Raw genomic sequence first — 19116 nt, forward strand, 5'->3', positions numbered from 1 at the left:
ATTACGTTTAGGTTGTTTATAGCAAGTATTATTTATACGCAAATTAGAGCTTTTAAGAGTTAAACAGAATTATTTATCTATCCAATTTATCCACAATTTGATATACTAGCGCAATATGTAATATTAAAAGGCCAGCCAAAATCGGGTTAATTCCGAAGCTTCCAAATCCAACTTTGAAAGTTGAATAGTAAAAGTCAAGAAGCCCGAATATCCCAATCAGAAGAGTTAGTCCATAAAGTACGTAGTAAGTCATTCTATTTTTAATGTAGAAATAGATTGAAAGCACCACACATCCAATTCCTATATAGTGTTTTAAGCTTAGAGCATAATTGGAGGTAGCAATTACCACTAATGAAACTAGAATTAGAATTATGGAAATTCCTAATGGTATAAAATCGAAATCTAGTTTTTTCATATTTGCTACAATAATTGCATATGCACACAATTGCACATATCGGTTGGGCTATGAGTAGTTGCGTGGGTTAGCACGTAATTTTGTAAGTACTCGCCAAACTGAAGATCTGTGAGGATTTTCAGAAGTAGGCGAGGACGAGCAAATAATTATACACGTTATTTTACGCAGTTTTTATTCAGTATTTTATTTTTTCCAAGTTCATAATTTTGTCATATACGTAAAGAATTCTGTCAGCTTCATAGAACGGAATTTGGTATAAATTACAAACGTTTCTCAATTCTGTTAAATAGTCCAAATACTGAATTATATTATCGTTTAAGTTTGTTTTTAATTTCAGTTCGGCTCCGTAAATCATTCGATAAACTCTTTGGTCGATAATTTGATAAATTCTTGGATTCCGAAATCTCAAAATGGTCGAAGCCATTGGTAAGCGAATTCCTTTCGTTTCGAGTAAATGCATTAGGATTTCGCCAGTCAGGGCAGAATCGATAAATTCCGATTTTTGGTCAATTTTATTTATCAAATTCAGCGTTTTGTAATTCAATTCAGCGTAACGATTGGTTTTCCACAACACAATTTCGTTTATCAATTCCTGATTAAAGTCAGATTTAAATTTATCTAACTTTTCGGTCAATTCAGGTTGAAAGTTATACTCCAAATTCAGAAGTTCGTCTGTAGATGGATTATATTCTTGTATTTTCTTCATTTCGTTGGTTTGGTTAAATTGCGTAGAACTATTGTATATGCACACAATTGCACATATTTCATCTATAAAAGTAATCTAATTCCCACCCACATTAAAAAAGACCTATCAACAGTTATTAACAGGCATTTGTGTGTTTAAACTTAGAAGTTATGCTTACCACCATACCACAAAGAACTTCTCAAACGTGTTGTTTTTCTTCATCCAAACCATAGGTGCGCTGTTGTTTTCTAAGCGTTCTGTAATAGCTATAGCTATTTCTTTGTGTGAGCGCCATGCTACGGTGTCCATGGGGTGCAACACCCATTCGCTTTTGGTAGGGATATAAAATGTATGTGGTGTAAAGTCAGCCGTATAAAATGCTGCCAAGCGTAGCCAATAGCCTATAATACAATTTTTGTTTAACGGTGCAATGGATAATGCCTCACTAGAATAAGGTTGAAATAACTGGGCTTTATAGCAAACTTGCTGCGTCATGTTTTCGGGATCAATTCCTTTTTCCAACAATGCGGAGCGCCCAATAGGCGTGTGAATCAATGAAAATTGGTTGTTCTTTATCTTTTCTAGCTTGGCATAAAAGGCATCGCGCCGGTTGGGTCCTACCATTTGGTGTATGGGTTCTTTGATATCAGTGTCGATCAAATAGAATTTATAGGTCAATTCTATATGAATTAACTGCTTTGTAGCGGTTTCCTGAACAATAAAATCAATTTCACCAATAGTCCGTTTTTCTTCCCGTATGGGTAAATTATGCAAGAGTACATTATACGCATTACTAGCCTCTAATAACTGTTTGCACACAAATTCCATTTGATGCCCCAAACGTAATTTTTCCGGTATTTCACTTACTACAAAACTATCTACTGCCACCTCAGGAAACTGGAACTGAGATACACCAAACTGCACACCTTCCCAAAGCGGTGGAGTGCTCAAAAACCCTTGTATCTGTTTGATGGTTGCTAGTTGGTCGATGGTTTATCTTTTTAATTGTTGGTTCTCGGTTGTAGGTTTTTTGTAAATAGTGTTGCTGAATACCGGTAACTGAGCGTAGCCGAAGTTACTTTTTAAAACGCTACGCGCAAAACCTTGCATGTTATTCGTATTGTACTGGTATCTTTTCGCTATGATATGTAGATATATAGCTTATCTGCATAATAAATGAATCTTGAGTTCACGACACAAATAGCTTGTTTCTTCCCTAAAAAGCTTCTCGCAAATACGAATTTTTTATGCCAAGCGCTAATCGCTTTAAGCTATTCGCTTTGCCTCAGCAACTATCCTAAAGAAAAAAGCGCACAGCGTATTACGTTCGGTGACCAGCGAACAGCCGACAACCATCAACGATCAACCAACAACGAACAACCAACAACGAGCAACCGATAACGAATAACAAACAACCAACAACCAATCTTAAACAACAACGTTAACATTTCCCAAAAGCCGTGGGCATCCAAGGTAAAAGTGTTAATTTTATAGTATGGCTATGAACGTAAGAAAAGGGTATCGGTTTCAGAAATACGAAGCACCCGAACAATCAATTTTTGAGCGGCTTTTTGATGTTTTTCAAGAGCTGATCACACATACTTCTGGCGATTTTGACGAAGCCATAGACTGGTTACGTGAGCTGGACAAGGAATATGAACTGACTACCCAAGACTATACCATTGAAGATTTTATTGAAGATTTAAAGTCGAAAGGGTACATACGCGAAGAGTTTAAAGATGGTGGTGGCGACGGTGAAGATGGGGAAGAAGGTTCTGGCGGCGGAGATATTTCCATAACCGCAAAAATGGAACGTATTATTCGTCAGCGTGCATTGGACCAAATTTTCGGCAAGTTAAAACGTAGTGGTGCGGGTAACCATAAAACAGGCAAATCCGGACAAGGTGATGAGCACACGGGCGATTTTAGGGAGTACCGTTATGGCGATGGACTGGATAATATCTCGATGACCGAGAGCCTTAAAAATGCCCAGATCAATCACGGTATGGGCAGTTTTCAATTGAGTGAGGAAGATTTGGTGGTAGAAGATACGCAGTACAAAGCGCAGATGAGTACCGTACTCATGATCGATATTAGCCATAGTATGATTCTCTATGGCGAAGACCGCATTACGCCCGCAAAAAAGGTGGCAATGGCTTTGGCCGAGCTGATTACCACGCGTTACCCAAAAGATACACTTGATATTTTGGTGTTCGGTAACGATGCGTGGCCCATTCCAATTAAAGACTTACCGTATTTAAAAGTGGGTCCGTACCATACCAATACCGTGGCCGGTCTACAATTGGCGATGGATATGCTACGTAGAAAACGGAATACCAACAAACAGATTTTTATGATTACCGACGGAAAGCCTAGTTGCCTGCGCATGCCAGACGGTACCTATTATAAGAACAGTGTGGGCCTGGATGATTTTATTGTGGAAAAATGTTACAATAAAGCCAGGGAAGCGCGTAAATTACATATTCCCATTACCACTTTTATGATTGCGCAAGACCCGTATTTAATGCAGTTTATACGTCATTTTACGGAAGCGAACAAGGGAAAAGCGTTTTTCACGGGACTAAAAGGCTTGGGGGAAATGATTTTTGAAGATTATGAGGCAAACAGGAAGAAGCGACTTAAATAGTTGTTCGTTGTCGGCTCATAGTTGAATTATATAAAAGTATTGAACAGATAAGATTTAAAATAAAAGGAAAATAATATAACATTCAAAGGTTGAAACTGGTTCGGTGATACCGTCAACAACCAATTATCAACCATCAAGAAATATATGAAGCATACAGAAATAAAAACTTTGGGCCAATTGGTCAAGTCCGGATATCAATTCAAAAAAATAAAGGACGAATTACGTGATAATCTTCGCGAAAATATAAAAGCAGGAAAAGATAGCTTTGAGGGAGTTTGGGGATATGAGGATTCCGTTATACCGGAATTGGAGCGTGCCATTCTATCCGGCCATAACATTAACCTATTAGGATTACGGGGTCAGGCAAAAACACGTTTGGCCAGATTAATGGTCAACCTGTTGGATGAATGGATTCCCGTTGTAGAAGGTTCTGAAATTAATGATGACCCATTGCTACCCATGTCACGTTACGCGTTGGAACTCATTGCCGATAAGGGTGATGACACACCTATTTCATGGTTGCACAGGGAAGACCGCTTTTATGAAAAACTTGCTACTCCAGATGTTACCGTGGCCGATTTAATTGGTGATGTAGATCCCATTAAAGCTGCTAATTTAAAGTTGTCCTATGCGGATGATCGTGTTATTCATTTTGGAATGATTCCCCGTGCCAACCGTTGTATTTTCGTCATTAACGAATTGCCCGATTTACAGGCACGTATACAAGTATCCCTTTTTAATATTTTACAGGAAGGTGATATTCAGATTAGGGGATTTAAGTTGCGATTACCGTTAGACCTTCAATTTGTTTTTACGGCAAACCCGGAAGATTATACCAACAGAGGTAGTATTGTTACCCCATTGAAAGATAGAATTGGTTCCCAGATCTTGACCCATTATCCAGAGGATATAGAAACGGCTCGTAAAATTACCGAGCAAGAGGCAAAATTGGATGCGCGGCAGTCAGAAAGTATTTATGTGCCCAGCCTGGCCAAGGATTTATTGGAACAAGTAAGTTTTGAGGCTCGTGAGAGTGAATATGTAGATTCCAAAAGTGGGGTCAGTGCACGTACCAGTATAACGGCATTTGAAAATTTGCTCAGTACGGCCGAACGTAGAACCTTATTGAACGGAGCCGATACGACCATGGTACGGTTAAGTGATTTTACGGGAATTATTCCTGCAATTACAGGGAAGATAGAATTGGTATATGAAGGTGAACAGGAGGGTGCGGACGGTGTAGCCGAAATATTAATAGATGATGCCGTAAAATCCCTATTTCCACAGTATTTCCCAAAAATCAATAAACTGGAACGAAAGGATGAAGAAACCGTATATGACGAGTTGCTGCATTGGTTTTTTCAAGGAGAGGGGTTTGAACTGTTAGATGATTTTACCGATGAGGAATACAAACGCGCCTTGGACAGTATACCTGCATTAAACCAATTGATCAAGGACCATCAACCGGAATACCCAGAAAAAGATGTGTATTTTCTAAAGGAACTTTTGCTATGGGGTCTTGTGTCGCATAAAAAACTAAACAAGCAACGTTTTACGGACGGTTATGAGTTCAAGGACCTGTATAGTAGTTTTTTAAAGGGTATTTAATAACAAGATTTAAAAATCTATACGGCCCTTTCACGAATGAAAGGGTCATGTTATATATCGTACATTTGTTGGATTATAGTAGTTCTTAAGATTATCTATTTTAAATGGTATTGTTTCTAAACCCATATAATCCATTAGGTAAAACTTGTTTCCTTTAAAGGTTTGTACGGCCCCTTCGTTCAAAAATCTACTTTTTGTATATACATTTACACCTATGAGCAAGTACCGTTATCGTTATATTGTCCGGTTACAATACTTAGGGTTTAGATATAGTGGCTGGCAAATCCAGCCCAAGCACAAAACAATTTCAGGAATGCTTGAAAAAACCTTTGTGTTTCTTAATCCCGACCAAGATTTTAAAATATTGGGAGCAGGCCGTACGGATGCCAAGGTTTCTGCCTTAGATGCCGCTTTTGAGCTTTTTTTAATTAATGAATTACCAGATTTGGGGATATTTCTTGAAGACTTCAATAAGAATTTACCCTCGGATATCAGATTGGTTTCCATAGAACCTATAGGTGAGGATTTTAATATAATCAAGGACAGCAAAATCAAGGAATATCTCTATTTCTTTTCGTTCGGGACTAAAAATCATCCGTTCAGTGCTCCTTTTATTACCAATTATTTAGAACCATTAAACCTTGATCTAATGAAAGAGGGTGCTACCTTGTTTCAAGGAAAACATGATTTTTCGGTCTTTACAACGGCAGATAAGCCCAGGCATAATAAAATAAGGACTATAACTTCATGTAGTATTATTAAAAACACCCTTTTAGAGGCCAATTTTTTTCCGGATGATAGTTACATATTAAAAATTCATGGTGAAGGATTTATGCGTTACCAAATACGGCTGATCATGGGCGCATTGGTACAATTGGGCAGAAACGAACTGACTCTTGACCAAATTAAGTCGGCCTTAGAACCGGGTAGCGAGCATAAACTTACTAGTATTGCCCCTGGTTCTGGTTTGTTATTAAACCAAGTAAATTTTAAAGGGTAGATTTCAGTTTTAGTATATTTAAGAAAATTAAATTAGATGGCGCTTCGTAAAAAGTTAGCATTCCCAAAGAGAAAAAAGAAAAAATCCCGTGTACATAATAAAATGGGCAAGGCTCCCGGTACGGTGAGCTATATGGGTAATAAAGAGCGATCGGACAGTACTATTTTCAATATTTTATACAATCCATCGGGTTTTGAACAACAGGAATTCAACATTCTCGATGATTTTTTGGCTTCTAATCGTAGTGAAAAAATTTCATGGGTCAATATCGTAGGTATATCAGACGAGCCTTTCATAGAACAATTGGGCAAACACTTTAATTTAAACCCTTTGGTACTTGAAGATATAGTGAATACGGAACAAAGACCAAAAATAGATGAATACGAGGATTATATTTTTGGGGTATTCAAAATGTTATATATCTCAGAAGAGGAAAAAGTAGTGGGGGAACATATTGCCTTGGTACTGTTGGAAAATACGGTATTGGTATTCCAAGAAGTTAAGGAAGATGTATTCAACGGGCTTCGGGACCGTATTACGGGTAAATTGGGCCGTATTAGAAGTAGGGGGGCAGATTATCTTTTCTTTGCATTGTTGGATGCCATTGTGGACAATTATTTTCTTGTCATAGAAAATCTAAACCATAGGATAGAGCAATTAGAAGACGAGGTCTACAATAACCCGGAACCGGAGGTTGCCAAAAACATTCAATTGCTCAAAAAAGAAATACTTCAGGTAAGAAGGTGGATCTATCCGGTAAAGGAATTGATCAGTAGGCTTATCGACACGGAAAACAATCTGATAAAAAAAGATACAAAGCTGTTTTTACGCGATGTACAGGATCATACCATAGAGATTAACGAGAGTTTGCAAATTTATCGTGAAATGTCCATGAGTTTAATGGAAATGTATATGAGCAATATGAGTAATAAAATGAACGAAGTCATGAAGGTATTGACCATAATGGCTTCCATTTTTATACCACTCACCTTTATTGCAGGTATTTACGGTATGAATTTTGAACATATGCCCGAACTTCACTACAAATATGGCTACCATGCCGTTTGGGCAGTAATGATTGTTCTATTTATTGGTATGATGATATATTTCAAAAAAAAGAAATGGCTATAGGAACCAAAACTCTTTACAATTAAAGGTTTGTTCATTTGGGTCAGTGCTTACGCTCGTAACACCATATCTTGCACATAGGCTATGTTGCCATAGAAAATACATAATATGATTTTTCTGATTTTTTTATGCTATGTCATTGGCAAATAGTATTGGGTATACCATATTGGTATGCGTAGAACTAAAAAATGAATATTGCTATGAAAAAGATAATTCTTACACTTTGTATTACCGGGCTGTTCTTAACGAGTATACATGTAACGTCCCAAGAAGTTGACCCAGAGGTTCTTGATACGAAAATATCTAAATCGTATACGATTAATGATGGTAAAAAACTTATTAAAAACACCGTAGAAATCACCACAAAGCGACTAAATACTATAGAAAGGGACGAAAAGGACGAAGGCAAAATAGATCAGGCCAGGGTAGTGGACAGTATTGCCACAATTGTAAAAACGGTTAGAATAGACAATGATGAAGACGATGATTTTGATGAGAAAATTGTGTTCAGTTATGAATCTAAATCGCCAGAGGATTTCGTGTTGGTCTCTAAAAACGATGAACTGGTCGTTGCCATGGACGATGGTGAAAATTTAAAAATCGTAGAGAACCTAAATTTAAAATCCAAGAAAATGGATAATGATAGGGCTACTTATATTTTTACGAACGAGCAAGGTGAAAATATTGAATTTTTAGTGGAAGAATATAATAAATCTTATAGCCACACTTCCAGTAGATAAACAATTCTATTATCAAAATTTAAAAAGAGCCTATTATGGCTCTTTTTTTTTATTCAAATTATGGAGTTGTTATTAACCAAAAAGATCAGAGGAAAGATAACGGTCTCCACGGTCGCACACAATAGATACTATAGTTCCTTCTCTTAGTTCGTTTGCCAGTCGTAAGGCTACTGTAGCGGCGCCACCACTGCTCATACCTGAAAAAATACCCTCTTCCTTCGCTAAACGTTTCGCCATTTCCTTAGCTTCATCCTCACTTACTTCCATAACTCGGTCTACTTTGGAACTATCAAAAATTTTCGGCAGATATTCTTTTGGCCATTTTCGTATGCCCGGTATACTAGACTCATCCGTAGGCTGTACGCCTACTATTTGAATCTGATGGTTCATTTCCTTTAAATAGGTAGATGTTCCCATAATGGTACCGGTTGTACCCATAGCAGAAACAAAATGGGTAACATTACCTTGGGTATCGTTCCAAATTTCTGGACCGGTAGATTTATAGTGTGCCTGCCAATTGTCATTATTTCCAAATTGGTTCATCATTATGAATCCTTCGTTCCGTACCTTTTCCTCAGCATAATCACGCGCTCCTTCAATACCAATATTTGCTGGGGTAAGGGTAACTTTTGCTCCATAGGCGCGCATGGTCTGTACCCGTTCCTTGGTCGCATTCTCTGGCATGACCAATTCAATATCCAATCCGTATATACCTGCGATCATGGCCAATGCAATACCGGTATTTCCACTGGTTGCCTCGATCAATTTACTGTTTTCGTTAAAATCACCGCGCTCCAAGCCCATTTTAATCATATTATAGGCTGCCCTGTCCTTTACACTGCCTCCGGGATTATGACCTTCCATTTTAAAATATAGGCTTACATTGGGGTTAGTGTTAAGTACCCTTGACTTCACCAACGGTGTATTACCGATTAATGCTTCTATGGTATTAGACATTTGGTAAGGTTTTAATTTTTATTTCAGGCGTATGGAAAACAGTAGAATGGGGTGGAACGGAAGCGGTTATCCAAGCATTTCCTCCAATAACACTATTGGCGCCAATTATGGTATCACCTCCTAATATAGTGGCATTTGCATAAATAGTTACATTGTTTTCTATTGTTGGGTGCCGCTTGGTCTTTTGTAGGTTCTTGGCAACAAATAAGCCGCCAAGGGTTACCCCTTGATAAATTTTAACATCATTCTTAATAATAGCGGTTTCACCAATCACTACACCGGTACCATGATCTATGTGGAACGATTTGCCGATCTGTGCCCCAGGATTGATGTCTACGCCGGTTTGCCTATGGGCATACTCCGTCATTAGTCGGGGTACCAAAGGAAAGCCAGATTTGTAAAGTTCATGTGCCAATCTATATACGGATATGGCATAGAATCCGGGGTAGGCCATGTATACCTCTTCTATGGATAATGATGCAGGATCGCAATTTACGGTCGCTTCCGCATCCAAATTCAAGCTCTCCAAGATATTAGGCAACTGCTCTACATAATTCTCCCAAACTTTTTTACAGGGTTTGTCACTTTCCCAACAGGCCAATTCCACAAGGTCATCAAACTGGGATTGTAACTTACCCAAATTGTCGGCAACCGGGGTTTCTATATCAAAAAGCGTATAAAAAAGTAAATCCGTAAATTCCTCTACATTTCTTTTTAGACGAAACCTTAAATTAGGTTGCTTTTTGTGGGCGTTTATTTTTTCGATTATTGATCGATGGTCCATGGTTATGCATTAGTTCCCCAAAATTAACCAAATAAATAAAAGGACTTCCTGTCTATTGGTTAACTTTAGCTTAAAATCACAAGAGCTAGGTCGTATGTTAGAAACAAATATTACAAAGAGTACCTTTCAATTTTTAAAATCACTACAAAAGAATAATAATAGGGACTGGTTTGCTGAACATAAGAAACAATTTAATGCAGAAAATGAGGCTACTAAAAGTTTCTTTGGCCATCTTTTGGAACTGTTAAGCGCCCATGATGAAATAGAGCGTTTAAAAGTGTTCAGGATATATAGGGATGTTCGTTTTTCCAAGAATAAAACGCCTTATAAAAATAGCTTTTCAGCATCTTATGCTAGAGCGGGACTTCACCGCCGTGGGGGATATTATGTGCACTTAGAACCAGGAAACAGCTTTATTGCTACCGGATTCTGGAATCCGGAAAAGGACGATTTGTTGCGTATTAGAAAGGAATGGGAACTGGATATTTCTGAACTTGAGCAAATCATCAACGAACCTAAATTTAAAAAAGTGTGGGGCCCATTGATAGGCGATGAACTAAAAACCGCACCCAAAGGGTTTAACAAGGAAGACCCCAATATTGATTTAATTAGAAAAAAACAGTTTGTATTTACCAGAAAATTTACCGATGCCGAAGTACTTTCAAACAATTTTGCTCAAGAAATCAATACAAGTTTCAAAATCATTCGCCCTTATTTTGATTTAATGAGTTCAATTTTAACTACAAATCTTAATGGGGAATCCTTATTGGATTAATTGTAGTTTGTCAAAATATTGAATCTGGTCCTGTAAACGTTTTATGACCATATTCATCATACGCTTATTGTACGCAGATGAATTCAGGATATACGTTTCATACTCATCTTGGGTAAATTGACCAATGATCATTCCCTTTAACGCATTACGATATTTGATGTCCTTTTGAATGGCGTTTGCAATGTAGTTCATCTGCTTTTCCAGACCATATTCGTAAAATGTGTTCTTCATTTTTTTAATATAGTTTTGAAAGGATATGAGGAACAGATCGTTCTGTAATTTTAATATGGGCCGTAAGGTTTGGTTTTGAAATCGTTCTTCTTCACTCATGTTGGGAAGAATTTGGGCCGAGGGAATAGTGGGACGAATATTGAGTAATTTCTGGGTCCTTTCCATAGCATTATAGAATTTACTTAAAGGTACATATTAGTTTAGGCTATTGACGGGGACGTTGTAGAAGTTTTAAACCTGTTATGAACAACAATATATACTAGTATTTATATTGATCTTTTAGGTTTAATCCAATTTCTTCTTTGGCTAATTATCATAATCTAAAATTACCTTAGAGACCATTTTGGTATTGACAATTCTGATGTCCAGAATGAATTAAGTAGAAGTATTCTTATTTTTACGTATAACTTTGTACTCGTAAAAGTAAAACACTACGACATGAGATTTCATACTAGAAAATTGGTGAAGCCTGGCGATTTAAATTCTAACGGAACCCTATTTGGAGGAAGACTTTTGGCTTGGATAGATGAGGAAGCAGCACTTTATACCATTATACAATTGGAGAACGGTAAGATCGTTACCAAATATATGTCCGAAATCAACTTTATGAGCGCAGCAAAAAAAGGGGATGTTATTGAAATTGGTATAGAGGTCGTAAAGTTTGGCAAAACGTCCTTGACCCTAAATTGTGAAGTGCGTAATAAAATGAACCATGAAACCATTGTTACGGTAGACAATATCATCATGGTAAATTTAGGGGAAAACGGTAAGCCCAAGCCACATGGAAAAACTAAGATAGAGTTTGTAAAAGACCGCTTGGCCGCCCTTGGAGAAGAGGATTAAGCTTTGCTAAGTTCTTGGGACACTTCCTGTACTTCGTCCAGCACCCTTAAAAGGTTCTCTCCCCATAATTTGGCTATTTGTTCTTGGGTGTAGCCCCTTTCAACCAGTTCTAAGGTTACGTTCAAGGTTTCGGACGCATCGCTCCAACCTTCAATACCACCTCCGCCATCAAAATCTGAACTGATACCCACATGGTCTATTCCCATAAGTTTGACCATATAATCTATATGGTCCACAAGATCCTTTACATTGACGGCTTCTGGTGCATCGGGACGGTTTTTGGCCAATTCCTTTCCTATTTGCATCACTTTAGGATAATTTTCCATAAATGCTTCTTTCTGTTCGTCGCTAAGTGTAGAAAATTGTGAACGTTCATACCATTCAATCCCCAAGGAATCTGCTACAGTTACATAAATAGCCTTCATGTAATCCGCTCTTGCATTATGCTTTTCGGTATTTAGATACGAACTAAAAGCAACGGTCTGTACCACACCACCGTTCTCTTTTATTTTCATTAATAATTCGTCATCCAAATTTCTACTGTGATCACAAAGTGCTCTTGCAGAGGAATGTGATGCTATGATAGGTGCCTTTGAAAGTGCAAACATTTGCTTAATAGCTTCTTTGGAAGGATGAGAAATATCAATCATAATTCCCAATCTATTCATTTCATTAACAGCTCGTTTGCCCAATTCACTTAAACCATTATTTAACCATATACCATCTGCTTCTCCGGTATTGGAATCAGAGAATTGACTATGGCCGTTATGGGCTAATGAAATATATCTGGCGCCTAGATCATGGTATCTTTTAAATTCGCCCAAATCAGTGCCCATAGGATAGGCATTTTCTACTCCGATCATGGCTACCTTCTTTCCGGAACCTATTATTTTCCTGACATCGCTGGAATTTAATGCCAATGATATGTCGTTAGGTGCTATGGTTTCTGTCAGTTTATGAATGGCCTCAAATTTTTGCATAGCATTGGTTTTTGCATTTTGATAGCCTATTTCCGTTAAACTGTCCTGTCCCGTATAAACGATTAACCAAGATACATCCAGGCCTCCTTCTTTCATCTTTGGTAAATTTACCTGGGTTTCAAGACGTTGCGTGTAATTGACGCTGTCCGTGAAGTTCTTGATATTGATATCGTTATGGGTATCAATCGTAATTACTTCTTCATGTATTCGTTTTGCTTTTTCCAAAGTGTTTTCAATAGGTTTTTCAGCTTTTTCTTCACAGGAAAAAATCGTTAACAAGCAAATAAAATAGATGACCGGTCTCATTGATTATTTATTAGACCTACAATTTAAGAGTATTCACAACAAATAACCACCCCTAGGAAACATTTTATTGCTGAAAAAGGGATAAAGGCGCATTTTTAAATTAAATAACTAATTGAGCATAAATAATTAAAGAACCATTTGTCATGTCCATTTCAAAAACTAAGGATTTAATTGGTCAGCTATCTAATTTGGAGCGAGCGGTAAGTGAATTTTCATTTGAGGAATTGAGCGCCGAAGATGCCAAAGAACTACAGTTGTCATTTAATAGCTTTAGAAATAGCATAGAGCATCACATTTACACGCCTAAAACTTGCAAAAAAAATAATGGTAGTGAAATCAAGAACAAGGAGAAAGAGGAAATAGAGAGGAAATTATTGAATCAAAATCAATTTATTGCACATGTTAGCCATGAAATTCGGACACCTTTGAACAGTATTATTGGTTTTGCGAATTTATTGAAGGAAGAAAATCTTAATGAAAGTCAAGATAAAAAAGTACAGGCTATACAATTTGCATCCACTTCTTTGTTAAAAATCATTAATGAGGTTTTAGAGTATTCCAAAATATCATCGGGAAATATCAATTTTGAGACCATTGATTTTAATTTATCGTCCTTGATCAATGATGTAATGTTTCTCTGTCAGACCCTTATGTTAGACAATAACATAAAAATGATCGTAGATATAGATGATGACGTTCCAACTATAATTAAGGGTGATCCAACCAAATTGTCTCAAGTATTGTTGAACTTATTGGGCAACTCCATAAAATTTATCAATAAGGGATTTATAAAATTATCCGTTTCTGTAAAAAATGCGCACAAGGACCATAATGAATTGAAGTTTACTGTAACGGATACGGGTATTGGTATATCAAAGGAAAAACTTAAAAAAGTATTTAAGCGATATGCCCAAGCAGAAGACGATACGGCAATTAAATATGGTGGTACGGGACTTGGTTTGTCCATTACCAAAGAAATTGTAGAAAAGCAAAAAGGCTCAATAACGATTGAGAGTAAAGAGGGTAAGGGCACCATAATTAGCTTTACCATTCCCTATGCGGTTGGTAATGCAAAAAACATTCCCTTAAACCTTATAGAAAGTTCCAATATAGAAAATGGCAAAAAGTTACTTGCCGGAACAGAAATTCTTGTATTTGAGGATAATTTAATGAATCAGCATTTAATCAAGGAACAGTTGATGAAGTGGGATTGTAAGGTGCACACCCACATTAATTTGAATAAAGGACTGGCCGTGTTGGCGAACAAAAAAATTGATTTAGTACTGATGGATTTAAAAATGCCAAGCATAAATGGTTTTGAAATGTCCAAAACCATACGCCAACATAAGAACGCTCAAATAAACACAGTGCCCATTGTGGCATTCAGTGCAGATTTTACCGAACAGGATAGTAAGGACTGTAAGAATATTGGTATTAATGATTTTTTGTTAAAACCGTACACATTAAATGAATTGATGACCGTCATCCTCAACAACAAAAGAGAAAAGACGAAAAGAACAACTATAAAAAAAATGCTCGAGAAACAAATGATAGAACCTAAGGAAACCACAAAAGTAGATCTTGACAACCTGTTAAGCGATTGTTTTGGTGAATTGGATATGCTTAATGAACTTATTAAGCTATTTAAATTGAACGCCTTGGAATTTATTGGCAATGTTAAGATGCATCTAAAAACGGAAAATTTGCAAGAAATAGCATTGTCCGCCCATAAACTAAAGGCCGGTTTTGCTATGCTAAAGGCTAATGGCATGCGACAATTGATCGTTGATCTTGAAGCAAACTCTAAGGCCGGAAATCTGGAAAAGGTTAAGAATTTATACCAGATGTTTTTGTTGGATTATCCAAGATTGGAAGAGAATATAGATTACCACCTAAAAATGCTAAATAATAAAAATGATGGGTAAACACGTGCTGTTGGCAGATGACGACCAACTATTGGCCTCATTGTTGAATTTTAGGCTTAAAAAAGGAGGTTATGAGGTGCACCATTCCTCTAATGGTAAGGAGGTAAAGGAATACCTTATCAAACAAAGACCGGACATTATTGTCAGCGATATCATGATGCCCTATTTTTCTGGTATTGAGCTTATAGATTTTGTGAGGAATGAATTAAAACTAAGCACCCCGATCATCATCATATCCTCCGCAGGTAACGAACAGAACGTTCTTAGTGCTTTTGAACTAGGCGCAAATGATTTTATTACTAAACCGGTTAGTCCCACAGAATTATTGGTACGTGTAGCAAGAGAATTAAATAAATAAAGCTGAAATTTGTTAACTCCCCCTAAACAAATCATATATCCGCTGATCAAGGCCCCCGAATTCGATGCTGAATTTTTAGGGTGGCTGACCGTGGTATTTTTGGTTTTAGCGGTTTTGTATTTTTTGGGAACGTTTTTGATCCGTAACAAACTGGGCTCTCAGAGTGCGCTTACCAAAGACAAAAAAATGGAGTTTTCGCCCATGATCAGTGAATTTTTGTTCTACGAGGATTCCAACACCAAGGAGGAAAAGAAAACATACCTCAACTTAAAGGTCCAAATAAGGGAATCCATTAAGAATAATTTTGATAGAAACGTTTTGACAGAAGTCCTTTTAGATTTACGTAAAGATCTTTCAGGTCAATCCCAAGATGTGTTAATGGCATTGTATAAGGACTTAGGATTGCATATTACGGCATACGACAAACTTACTAGCAGAAGGTGGCAAATCATATCCAGTGGAATTTTGGAACTAACGGCCATGGAGGTACACGAGGGGTATACGCTAATCATTAAATTCATAAACCATAGGCAGAGTACTATCCGTAAACAGGCAGAAAGGGCGGTGGTAAGCCTTAAAGAAGAAGGAATTTGCTATTTCTTGGACAATACCAAGTATAGGATTTCTGAATGGCAACAGCTTAAATTATTGGATATTTTAAGACATAAGAGTGATTTTGTACCTCCCCAATTTAGTTTGTGGTTGACTTCAACCAATGTGGATGTAGTACTTTTTTCCTTGAGACTCATAAAATATTTTAAGCAGAATAATGCCGAAAAGTCTATCATCACCTTATTAAAGCATAAAAAGAAAGTAATACAATTAGAGGCCATTGATTGTATCAAGGAATTCTATTTTATAAATGCCATACCCACTTTAAAGTTGGTTTACCCAAAAGCAGGCAATGATGTAAAAATTGCCATTTTAGATGCTATAGGTGAAATCGGAACCAAGAGCGAGTTACCTTTCTTACAGCATTGGCATTCCAAGGAACGAAATTTTAATATTAAGAGTAAGGTCATTGGAACCATTAACAAGATCGATCCGGAAAGTATACTTCCAACAAGTAATATCAAGAAAACTACATTTTTCACATCAGATATTGAGGAGGATATTGAATCAACGATCATAGTTCAACAAGAAGAGGAAATAGAACAATTGGCCACCCAGTTAGATGAGACGGAACAGGTAAATAAACCTGTGGAATTGATTTCAGAGGAGAAGGAAACTTTTGAACATGAAGAAGTTACAGTCCCAGAAGTGAAGGCTATTGAGGAAATTACGCCAGAAACTCATGACATGGATGAGGAAATTTTGGTTTTGGATGACTTGATGCCGATGGAAACATTGGGGGATGAACTTACCGAAATGGATAATCAGTTGATCGATTTACCACAAGAAAACACTGAGGAACCTATAGAAGACTTAGAGGAAAATATTGAAACAGAACTGGTTTTGGATTTTCTGCCCTTGGTCATTGATAAACTACAAGAAGAACCGTTATTATTAATTGAAGGAATTGATGAACCGGATTTTGATTTTGCCCTTGAAGATAGTCCACTGCAACAAGAGGAGCTAACAGTACAACAGGTCCTGAACAAATCACTTTTGGACTTTAAGGAAATTGATTGGGTAGCATTAACCGAAGACGTCAGTGAATCACCTATGCAAGAAACTACTGATGCCATAATTTTTAATAATACATCAAGAACCAATGTACTCAGCTTAAGTGCAGACTTTCTTGATGATGAGGAGCTTGAAACAATGGTACTTCTTGAAAATATAGCCGATATGGGCGATAATAGGGAACTACCGGTCCTACAGAACATACTGGACAATAGTACTTCAACAATTATTGCTGATCGTGCCAATGAACTTATTCAGAAATTCAGCTATGAAATGCCTAGACCGGCAGAACTATTTGCCCCGGAAAACGCATTATCGGAAAGTGTGTTTGCTGAAATTTTCCACCTATCGGATATAGAAACCCAATTCATACTTCTAGATGAAATAAAAAAGATAGGTGATGAAAAAGAAATGGCACTCTTACAAAGCCTGATAAACGGAAACAATGAAGCTTTAGCCAAAAAAGCGGAAGAAGTTTTACAGGTCGTAACGGATAATTTGTCGAAAACCGAAAATCGTGACGGTGATGAAATGGAGAATAATTTGTTTCAATTGGATTTTGAATTGGAACTGGAATCGGCAACTAAAAGTAATAGCGCTAATTCGTTAATAGAAGGTGGTTCAACCTTGTTTGACCACCTATGTGCAATGACTAGTAGCTTTTATACTAAAAAGAATGGATAGTGAATTATTTGGCATAGTACTGGAATACATCAATTTTGTATTCTTTATGTTTACCATGATCTTGTTTATCATGTTCTCTGCCATGGCTTATTTTTCCACAAGAAATTCCATTCACTATAGAAACAAGAACAGTTTCACGGATGTTTCCAAAATTATGGCCTCTCCCTTGGCGCCGACCATTACCATTATTGCTCCGGCATATAATGAAGGATTGACCATTGTTGAGAATATACGTTCCTTGTTGTCCTTACAATATGTAAACTATGATGTAATGGTGGTCAATGACGGTAGCAAGGATGACACCTTACAAAAATTAAAGGATGCCTATGACCTTGTAAAGATCGATGTGGAAATGGATCCTGACTGGAAAAGTAAACCTGTAAAGGCAATTTATAGATCCAACAATAGGGCATTTTCCAAATTGACCGTAGTGGATAAAATGAACGGAGGAAAATCCGATGCGCTCAATACGGGCATTTCATTGTCCACAAGCAAATATGTAGGCTGTATAGATGTAGATTGTCTCTTACAACCGGATGCCTTGCTGCATGTGGTGAAATCTTTTTTTCAACGTTCCCAAAAAAGAGTGATCGCGGTTGGTGGTGTAATCAGGGTTGCCAATTCCTGTATTATAGACGGTGGGCAATTGGAAGAAATAAGATTACCTACAAATTGGTTGGCTAGATTTCAATTATTGGAATATACACGCTCTTTTATTCTAGGTAGAATGGCCTGGGGAAGAATAGATAGTTTATTGATCATTTCCGGTGCATTTGGTTTTTTTGAACGTGAGATCGCCCTGGCCGTAGACGGTTATGATACTAAGACCGTAGGGGAGGATATGGAAATTATCTTTAAGATGCGCCGTTATATGCACGAACGTAAGGAGCCCTACACCATTGAATATATACCGGATCCATTATGTTGGACAGAGGTACCGGAAGATTTAAAGATATTGGTCAACCAACGCGATCGTTGGGCACGTGGCAATTTGGAGACACTGTTCAAGCATAAGGACATGTTGTTCAATTCCAAGTTTGGTAGATTGGGACTCTTAAGCTATCCGTACTGGTTCTTTTACGAATGGCTATCCCCATTATTGGAATTCTTTGGATTTTTCACGGTGATTATGTTTGCCTATTTGGGCATATTGAATTGGAAATTTTTTATCTCCATATCCTTGGCCATATATCTTTTTTCCATAATGATCTCCTTTTATGCCATATTATGGGATGTATATTCCTATAACCAATACAAGAAAACAAAGGATATTTTGATCCTTATGGGCCTTGCCCTTTTGGAACCTTTTATATTCCACCCCATTGTGGTCTATGCAGCGGTTAGAGGTAATTATAAAAAATTGTTTAAAGTTAAATCCGGATGGGGCTCACAGGTTCGCAAAGGATTTGCAAAAGCTAGTTAAG

Annotated in this window: 19 protein-coding genes; 11 read left to right on the plus strand and 8 right to left on the minus strand. The window is 37.2% G+C overall.

Going from position 1 to position 19116, the window contains the following annotated elements; genetic code table 11:
• Positions 1-73 precede the first annotated feature (73 nt).
• The 3 genes from Q2T41_RS18800 to Q2T41_RS18810 form a co-directional block, all read right to left on the minus strand.
• On the minus strand, positions 74-415 hold the full coding sequence (locus Q2T41_RS18800) for a hypothetical protein (protein ID WP_304437337.1): 342 nt from the start codon (positions 413-415) through the stop codon (positions 74-76).
• Positions 416-590: 175 nt separating this feature from the next.
• Entirely contained in the window at positions 591-1121 is a 531-nt protein-coding gene (locus Q2T41_RS18805) for a hypothetical protein (protein WP_304437338.1), read from the minus strand.
• A gap of 153 nt (positions 1122-1274) precedes the next feature.
• A complete protein-coding gene (locus Q2T41_RS18810; protein ID WP_304437339.1) occupies positions 1275-2051 on the minus strand; it encodes a DUF1853 family protein in 777 nt (258 codons plus the stop codon).
• 544 nt (positions 2052-2595) lie between these two features.
• Here Q2T41_RS18810 and Q2T41_RS18815 point away from each other — a divergent pair.
• Both Q2T41_RS18815 and Q2T41_RS18820 read left to right on the plus strand, forming a co-directional pair.
• Entirely contained in the window at positions 2596-3747 is a 1152-nt protein-coding gene (locus tag Q2T41_RS18815; protein WP_304437340.1) for a vWA domain-containing protein, read from the plus strand.
• 144 nt (positions 3748-3891) lie between these two features.
• Positions 3892-5355 (plus strand): magnesium chelatase, encoded by a 1464-nt coding sequence (locus Q2T41_RS18820; RefSeq protein ID WP_304437341.1) that lies wholly within the window; start codon positions 3892-3894, stop codon positions 5353-5355.
• Between the two features lie 45 nt (positions 5356-5400).
• Here Q2T41_RS18820 and Q2T41_RS18825 read toward each other — a convergent pair whose 3' ends face one another.
• The gene (locus tag Q2T41_RS18825; RefSeq protein WP_304437342.1) at positions 5401-5538 is read right to left on the minus strand and encodes a hypothetical protein; all 138 of its coding nucleotides are present in this window, start codon (positions 5536-5538) and stop codon (positions 5401-5403) included.
• A gap of 31 nt (positions 5539-5569) precedes the next feature.
• Between Q2T41_RS18825 and truA the strand changes: the two genes are divergently transcribed.
• From truA to Q2T41_RS18840, 3 genes are all read left to right on the plus strand, one after another.
• The gene (truA, locus tag Q2T41_RS18830; RefSeq protein WP_304437343.1) at positions 5570-6355 is read left to right on the plus strand and encodes a tRNA pseudouridine(38-40) synthase TruA; all 786 of its coding nucleotides are present in this window, start codon (positions 5570-5572) and stop codon (positions 6353-6355) included.
• Positions 6356-6391: 36 nt separating this feature from the next.
• Positions 6392-7486, plus strand: a complete 1095-nt coding sequence (gene corA / locus Q2T41_RS18835; protein WP_304437344.1) for a magnesium/cobalt transporter CorA — start codon at positions 6392-6394, stop codon at positions 7484-7486.
• A gap of 197 nt (positions 7487-7683) precedes the next feature.
• Entirely contained in the window at positions 7684-8223 is a 540-nt protein-coding gene (locus tag Q2T41_RS18840) for a hypothetical protein (protein ID WP_304437345.1), read from the plus strand.
• A gap of 72 nt (positions 8224-8295) precedes the next feature.
• Here the strand turns inward: Q2T41_RS18840 and cysM are convergent, their stop codons facing one another.
• On the minus strand, positions 8296-9180 hold the full coding sequence (gene cysM, locus Q2T41_RS18845) for a cysteine synthase CysM (protein WP_304437346.1): 885 nt from the start codon (positions 9178-9180) through the stop codon (positions 8296-8298).
• The gene (epsC, locus tag Q2T41_RS18850; RefSeq protein ID WP_144800487.1) at positions 9173-9964 is read right to left on the minus strand and encodes a serine O-acetyltransferase EpsC; all 792 of its coding nucleotides are present in this window, start codon (positions 9962-9964) and stop codon (positions 9173-9175) included. Before epsC ends, cysM begins: the two co-directional genes overlap by 8 nt.
• Positions 9965-10058: 94 nt before the next feature.
• Here epsC and Q2T41_RS18855 point away from each other — a divergent pair, with 94 nt between their 5' ends.
• Positions 10059-10739, plus strand: coding sequence for a DUF2461 domain-containing protein (locus Q2T41_RS18855; RefSeq protein ID WP_304437347.1), 681 nt, complete (start codon positions 10059-10061; stop codon positions 10737-10739).
• On the opposite strand, the gene Q2T41_RS18860 is transcribed toward Q2T41_RS18855, so the two are convergent.
• Positions 10728-11135, minus strand: a complete 408-nt coding sequence (locus Q2T41_RS18860) for a glyoxalase (protein ID WP_304437348.1) — start codon at positions 11133-11135, stop codon at positions 10728-10730. The two genes, Q2T41_RS18855 and Q2T41_RS18860, sit on opposite strands and share 12 nt — an antisense overlap.
• 273 nt (positions 11136-11408) lie before the next feature.
• On the opposite strand from Q2T41_RS18860, the gene Q2T41_RS18865 reads away from it, so the two are divergent.
• Entirely contained in the window at positions 11409-11813 is a 405-nt protein-coding gene (locus Q2T41_RS18865) for an acyl-CoA thioesterase (RefSeq protein ID WP_089260432.1), read from the plus strand.
• On the opposite strand, the gene Q2T41_RS18870 is transcribed toward Q2T41_RS18865, so the two are convergent.
• Entirely contained in the window at positions 11810-13099 is a 1290-nt protein-coding gene (locus Q2T41_RS18870; protein ID WP_304437349.1) for a dipeptidase, read from the minus strand. The genes Q2T41_RS18865 and Q2T41_RS18870 overlap by 4 nt on opposite strands.
• Positions 13100-13242: 143 nt before the next feature.
• Here Q2T41_RS18870 and Q2T41_RS18875 point away from each other — a divergent pair, with 143 nt between their 5' ends.
• From Q2T41_RS18875 to Q2T41_RS18890, 4 genes are read left to right on the plus strand one after another with little or no spacing between them, the layout of a single operon-like run.
• Positions 13243-15024 (plus strand): ATP-binding protein, encoded by a 1782-nt coding sequence (locus tag Q2T41_RS18875; protein WP_304437350.1) that lies wholly within the window; start codon positions 13243-13245, stop codon positions 15022-15024.
• The gene (locus Q2T41_RS18880) at positions 15014-15382 is read left to right on the plus strand and encodes a response regulator (RefSeq protein ID WP_304437351.1); all 369 of its coding nucleotides are present in this window, start codon (positions 15014-15016) and stop codon (positions 15380-15382) included. Before Q2T41_RS18875 ends, Q2T41_RS18880 begins: the two co-directional genes overlap by 11 nt.
• 9 nt (positions 15383-15391) lie before the next feature.
• A complete protein-coding gene (locus Q2T41_RS18885; RefSeq protein WP_304437352.1) occupies positions 15392-17692 on the plus strand; it encodes a hypothetical protein in 2301 nt (766 codons plus the stop codon).
• A complete protein-coding gene (locus tag Q2T41_RS18890) occupies positions 17685-19115 on the plus strand; it encodes a glycosyltransferase family 2 protein (RefSeq protein WP_089260427.1) in 1431 nt (476 codons plus the stop codon). The genes Q2T41_RS18885 and Q2T41_RS18890 overlap by 8 nt, the downstream gene beginning before the upstream one ends.
• Position 19116 lies beyond the last annotated feature (1 nt).

This window comes from Maribacter confluentis (assembly GCF_030505015.1).
GTDB classification, from domain to species: Bacteria; Bacteroidota; Bacteroidia; order Flavobacteriales; family Flavobacteriaceae; genus Maribacter; species Maribacter sedimenticola.

Coding starts and splice junctions, on each gene's coding strand:
- Q2T41_RS18860 (WP_304437348.1), bottom strand. CDS start 11,135: ATGGAAAGGACCCAGAAATTACTCAATATTCGTCCCACTATTCCCTCG.
- corA (WP_304437344.1), top strand. CDS start 6,392: ATGGCGCTTCGTAAAAAGTTAGCATTCCCAAAGAGAAAAAAGAAAAAA.
- epsC (WP_144800487.1), bottom strand. CDS start 9,964: ATGGACCATCGATCAATAATCGAAAAAATAAACGCCCACAAAAAGCAA.
- Q2T41_RS18805 (WP_304437338.1), bottom strand. CDS start 1,121: ATGAAGAAAATACAAGAATATAATCCATCTACAGACGAACTTCTGAAT.
- Q2T41_RS18870 (WP_304437349.1), bottom strand. CDS start 13,099: ATGAGACCGGTCATCTATTTTATTTGCTTGTTAACGATTTTTTCCTGT.
- Q2T41_RS18815 (WP_304437340.1), top strand. CDS start 2,596: ATGGCTATGAACGTAAGAAAAGGGTATCGGTTTCAGAAATACGAAGCA.
- Q2T41_RS18890 (WP_089260427.1), top strand. CDS start 17,685: ATGGATAGTGAATTATTTGGCATAGTACTGGAATACATCAATTTTGTA.
- Q2T41_RS18865 (WP_089260432.1), top strand. CDS start 11,409: ATGAGATTTCATACTAGAAAATTGGTGAAGCCTGGCGATTTAAATTCT.
- Q2T41_RS18880 (WP_304437351.1), top strand. CDS start 15,014: ATGATGGGTAAACACGTGCTGTTGGCAGATGACGACCAACTATTGGCC.
- Q2T41_RS18855 (WP_304437347.1), top strand. CDS start 10,059: ATGTTAGAAACAAATATTACAAAGAGTACCTTTCAATTTTTAAAATCA.
- Q2T41_RS18800 (WP_304437337.1), bottom strand. CDS start 415: ATGAAAAAACTAGATTTCGATTTTATACCATTAGGAATTTCCATAATT.
- Q2T41_RS18875 (WP_304437350.1), top strand. CDS start 13,243: ATGTCCATTTCAAAAACTAAGGATTTAATTGGTCAGCTATCTAATTTG.
- truA (WP_304437343.1), top strand. CDS start 5,570: ATGAGCAAGTACCGTTATCGTTATATTGTCCGGTTACAATACTTAGGG.
- Q2T41_RS18840 (WP_304437345.1), top strand. CDS start 7,684: ATGAAAAAGATAATTCTTACACTTTGTATTACCGGGCTGTTCTTAACG.
- cysM (WP_304437346.1), bottom strand. CDS start 9,180: ATGTCTAATACCATAGAAGCATTAATCGGTAATACACCGTTGGTGAAG.
- Q2T41_RS18820 (WP_304437341.1), top strand. CDS start 3,892: ATGAAGCATACAGAAATAAAAACTTTGGGCCAATTGGTCAAGTCCGGA.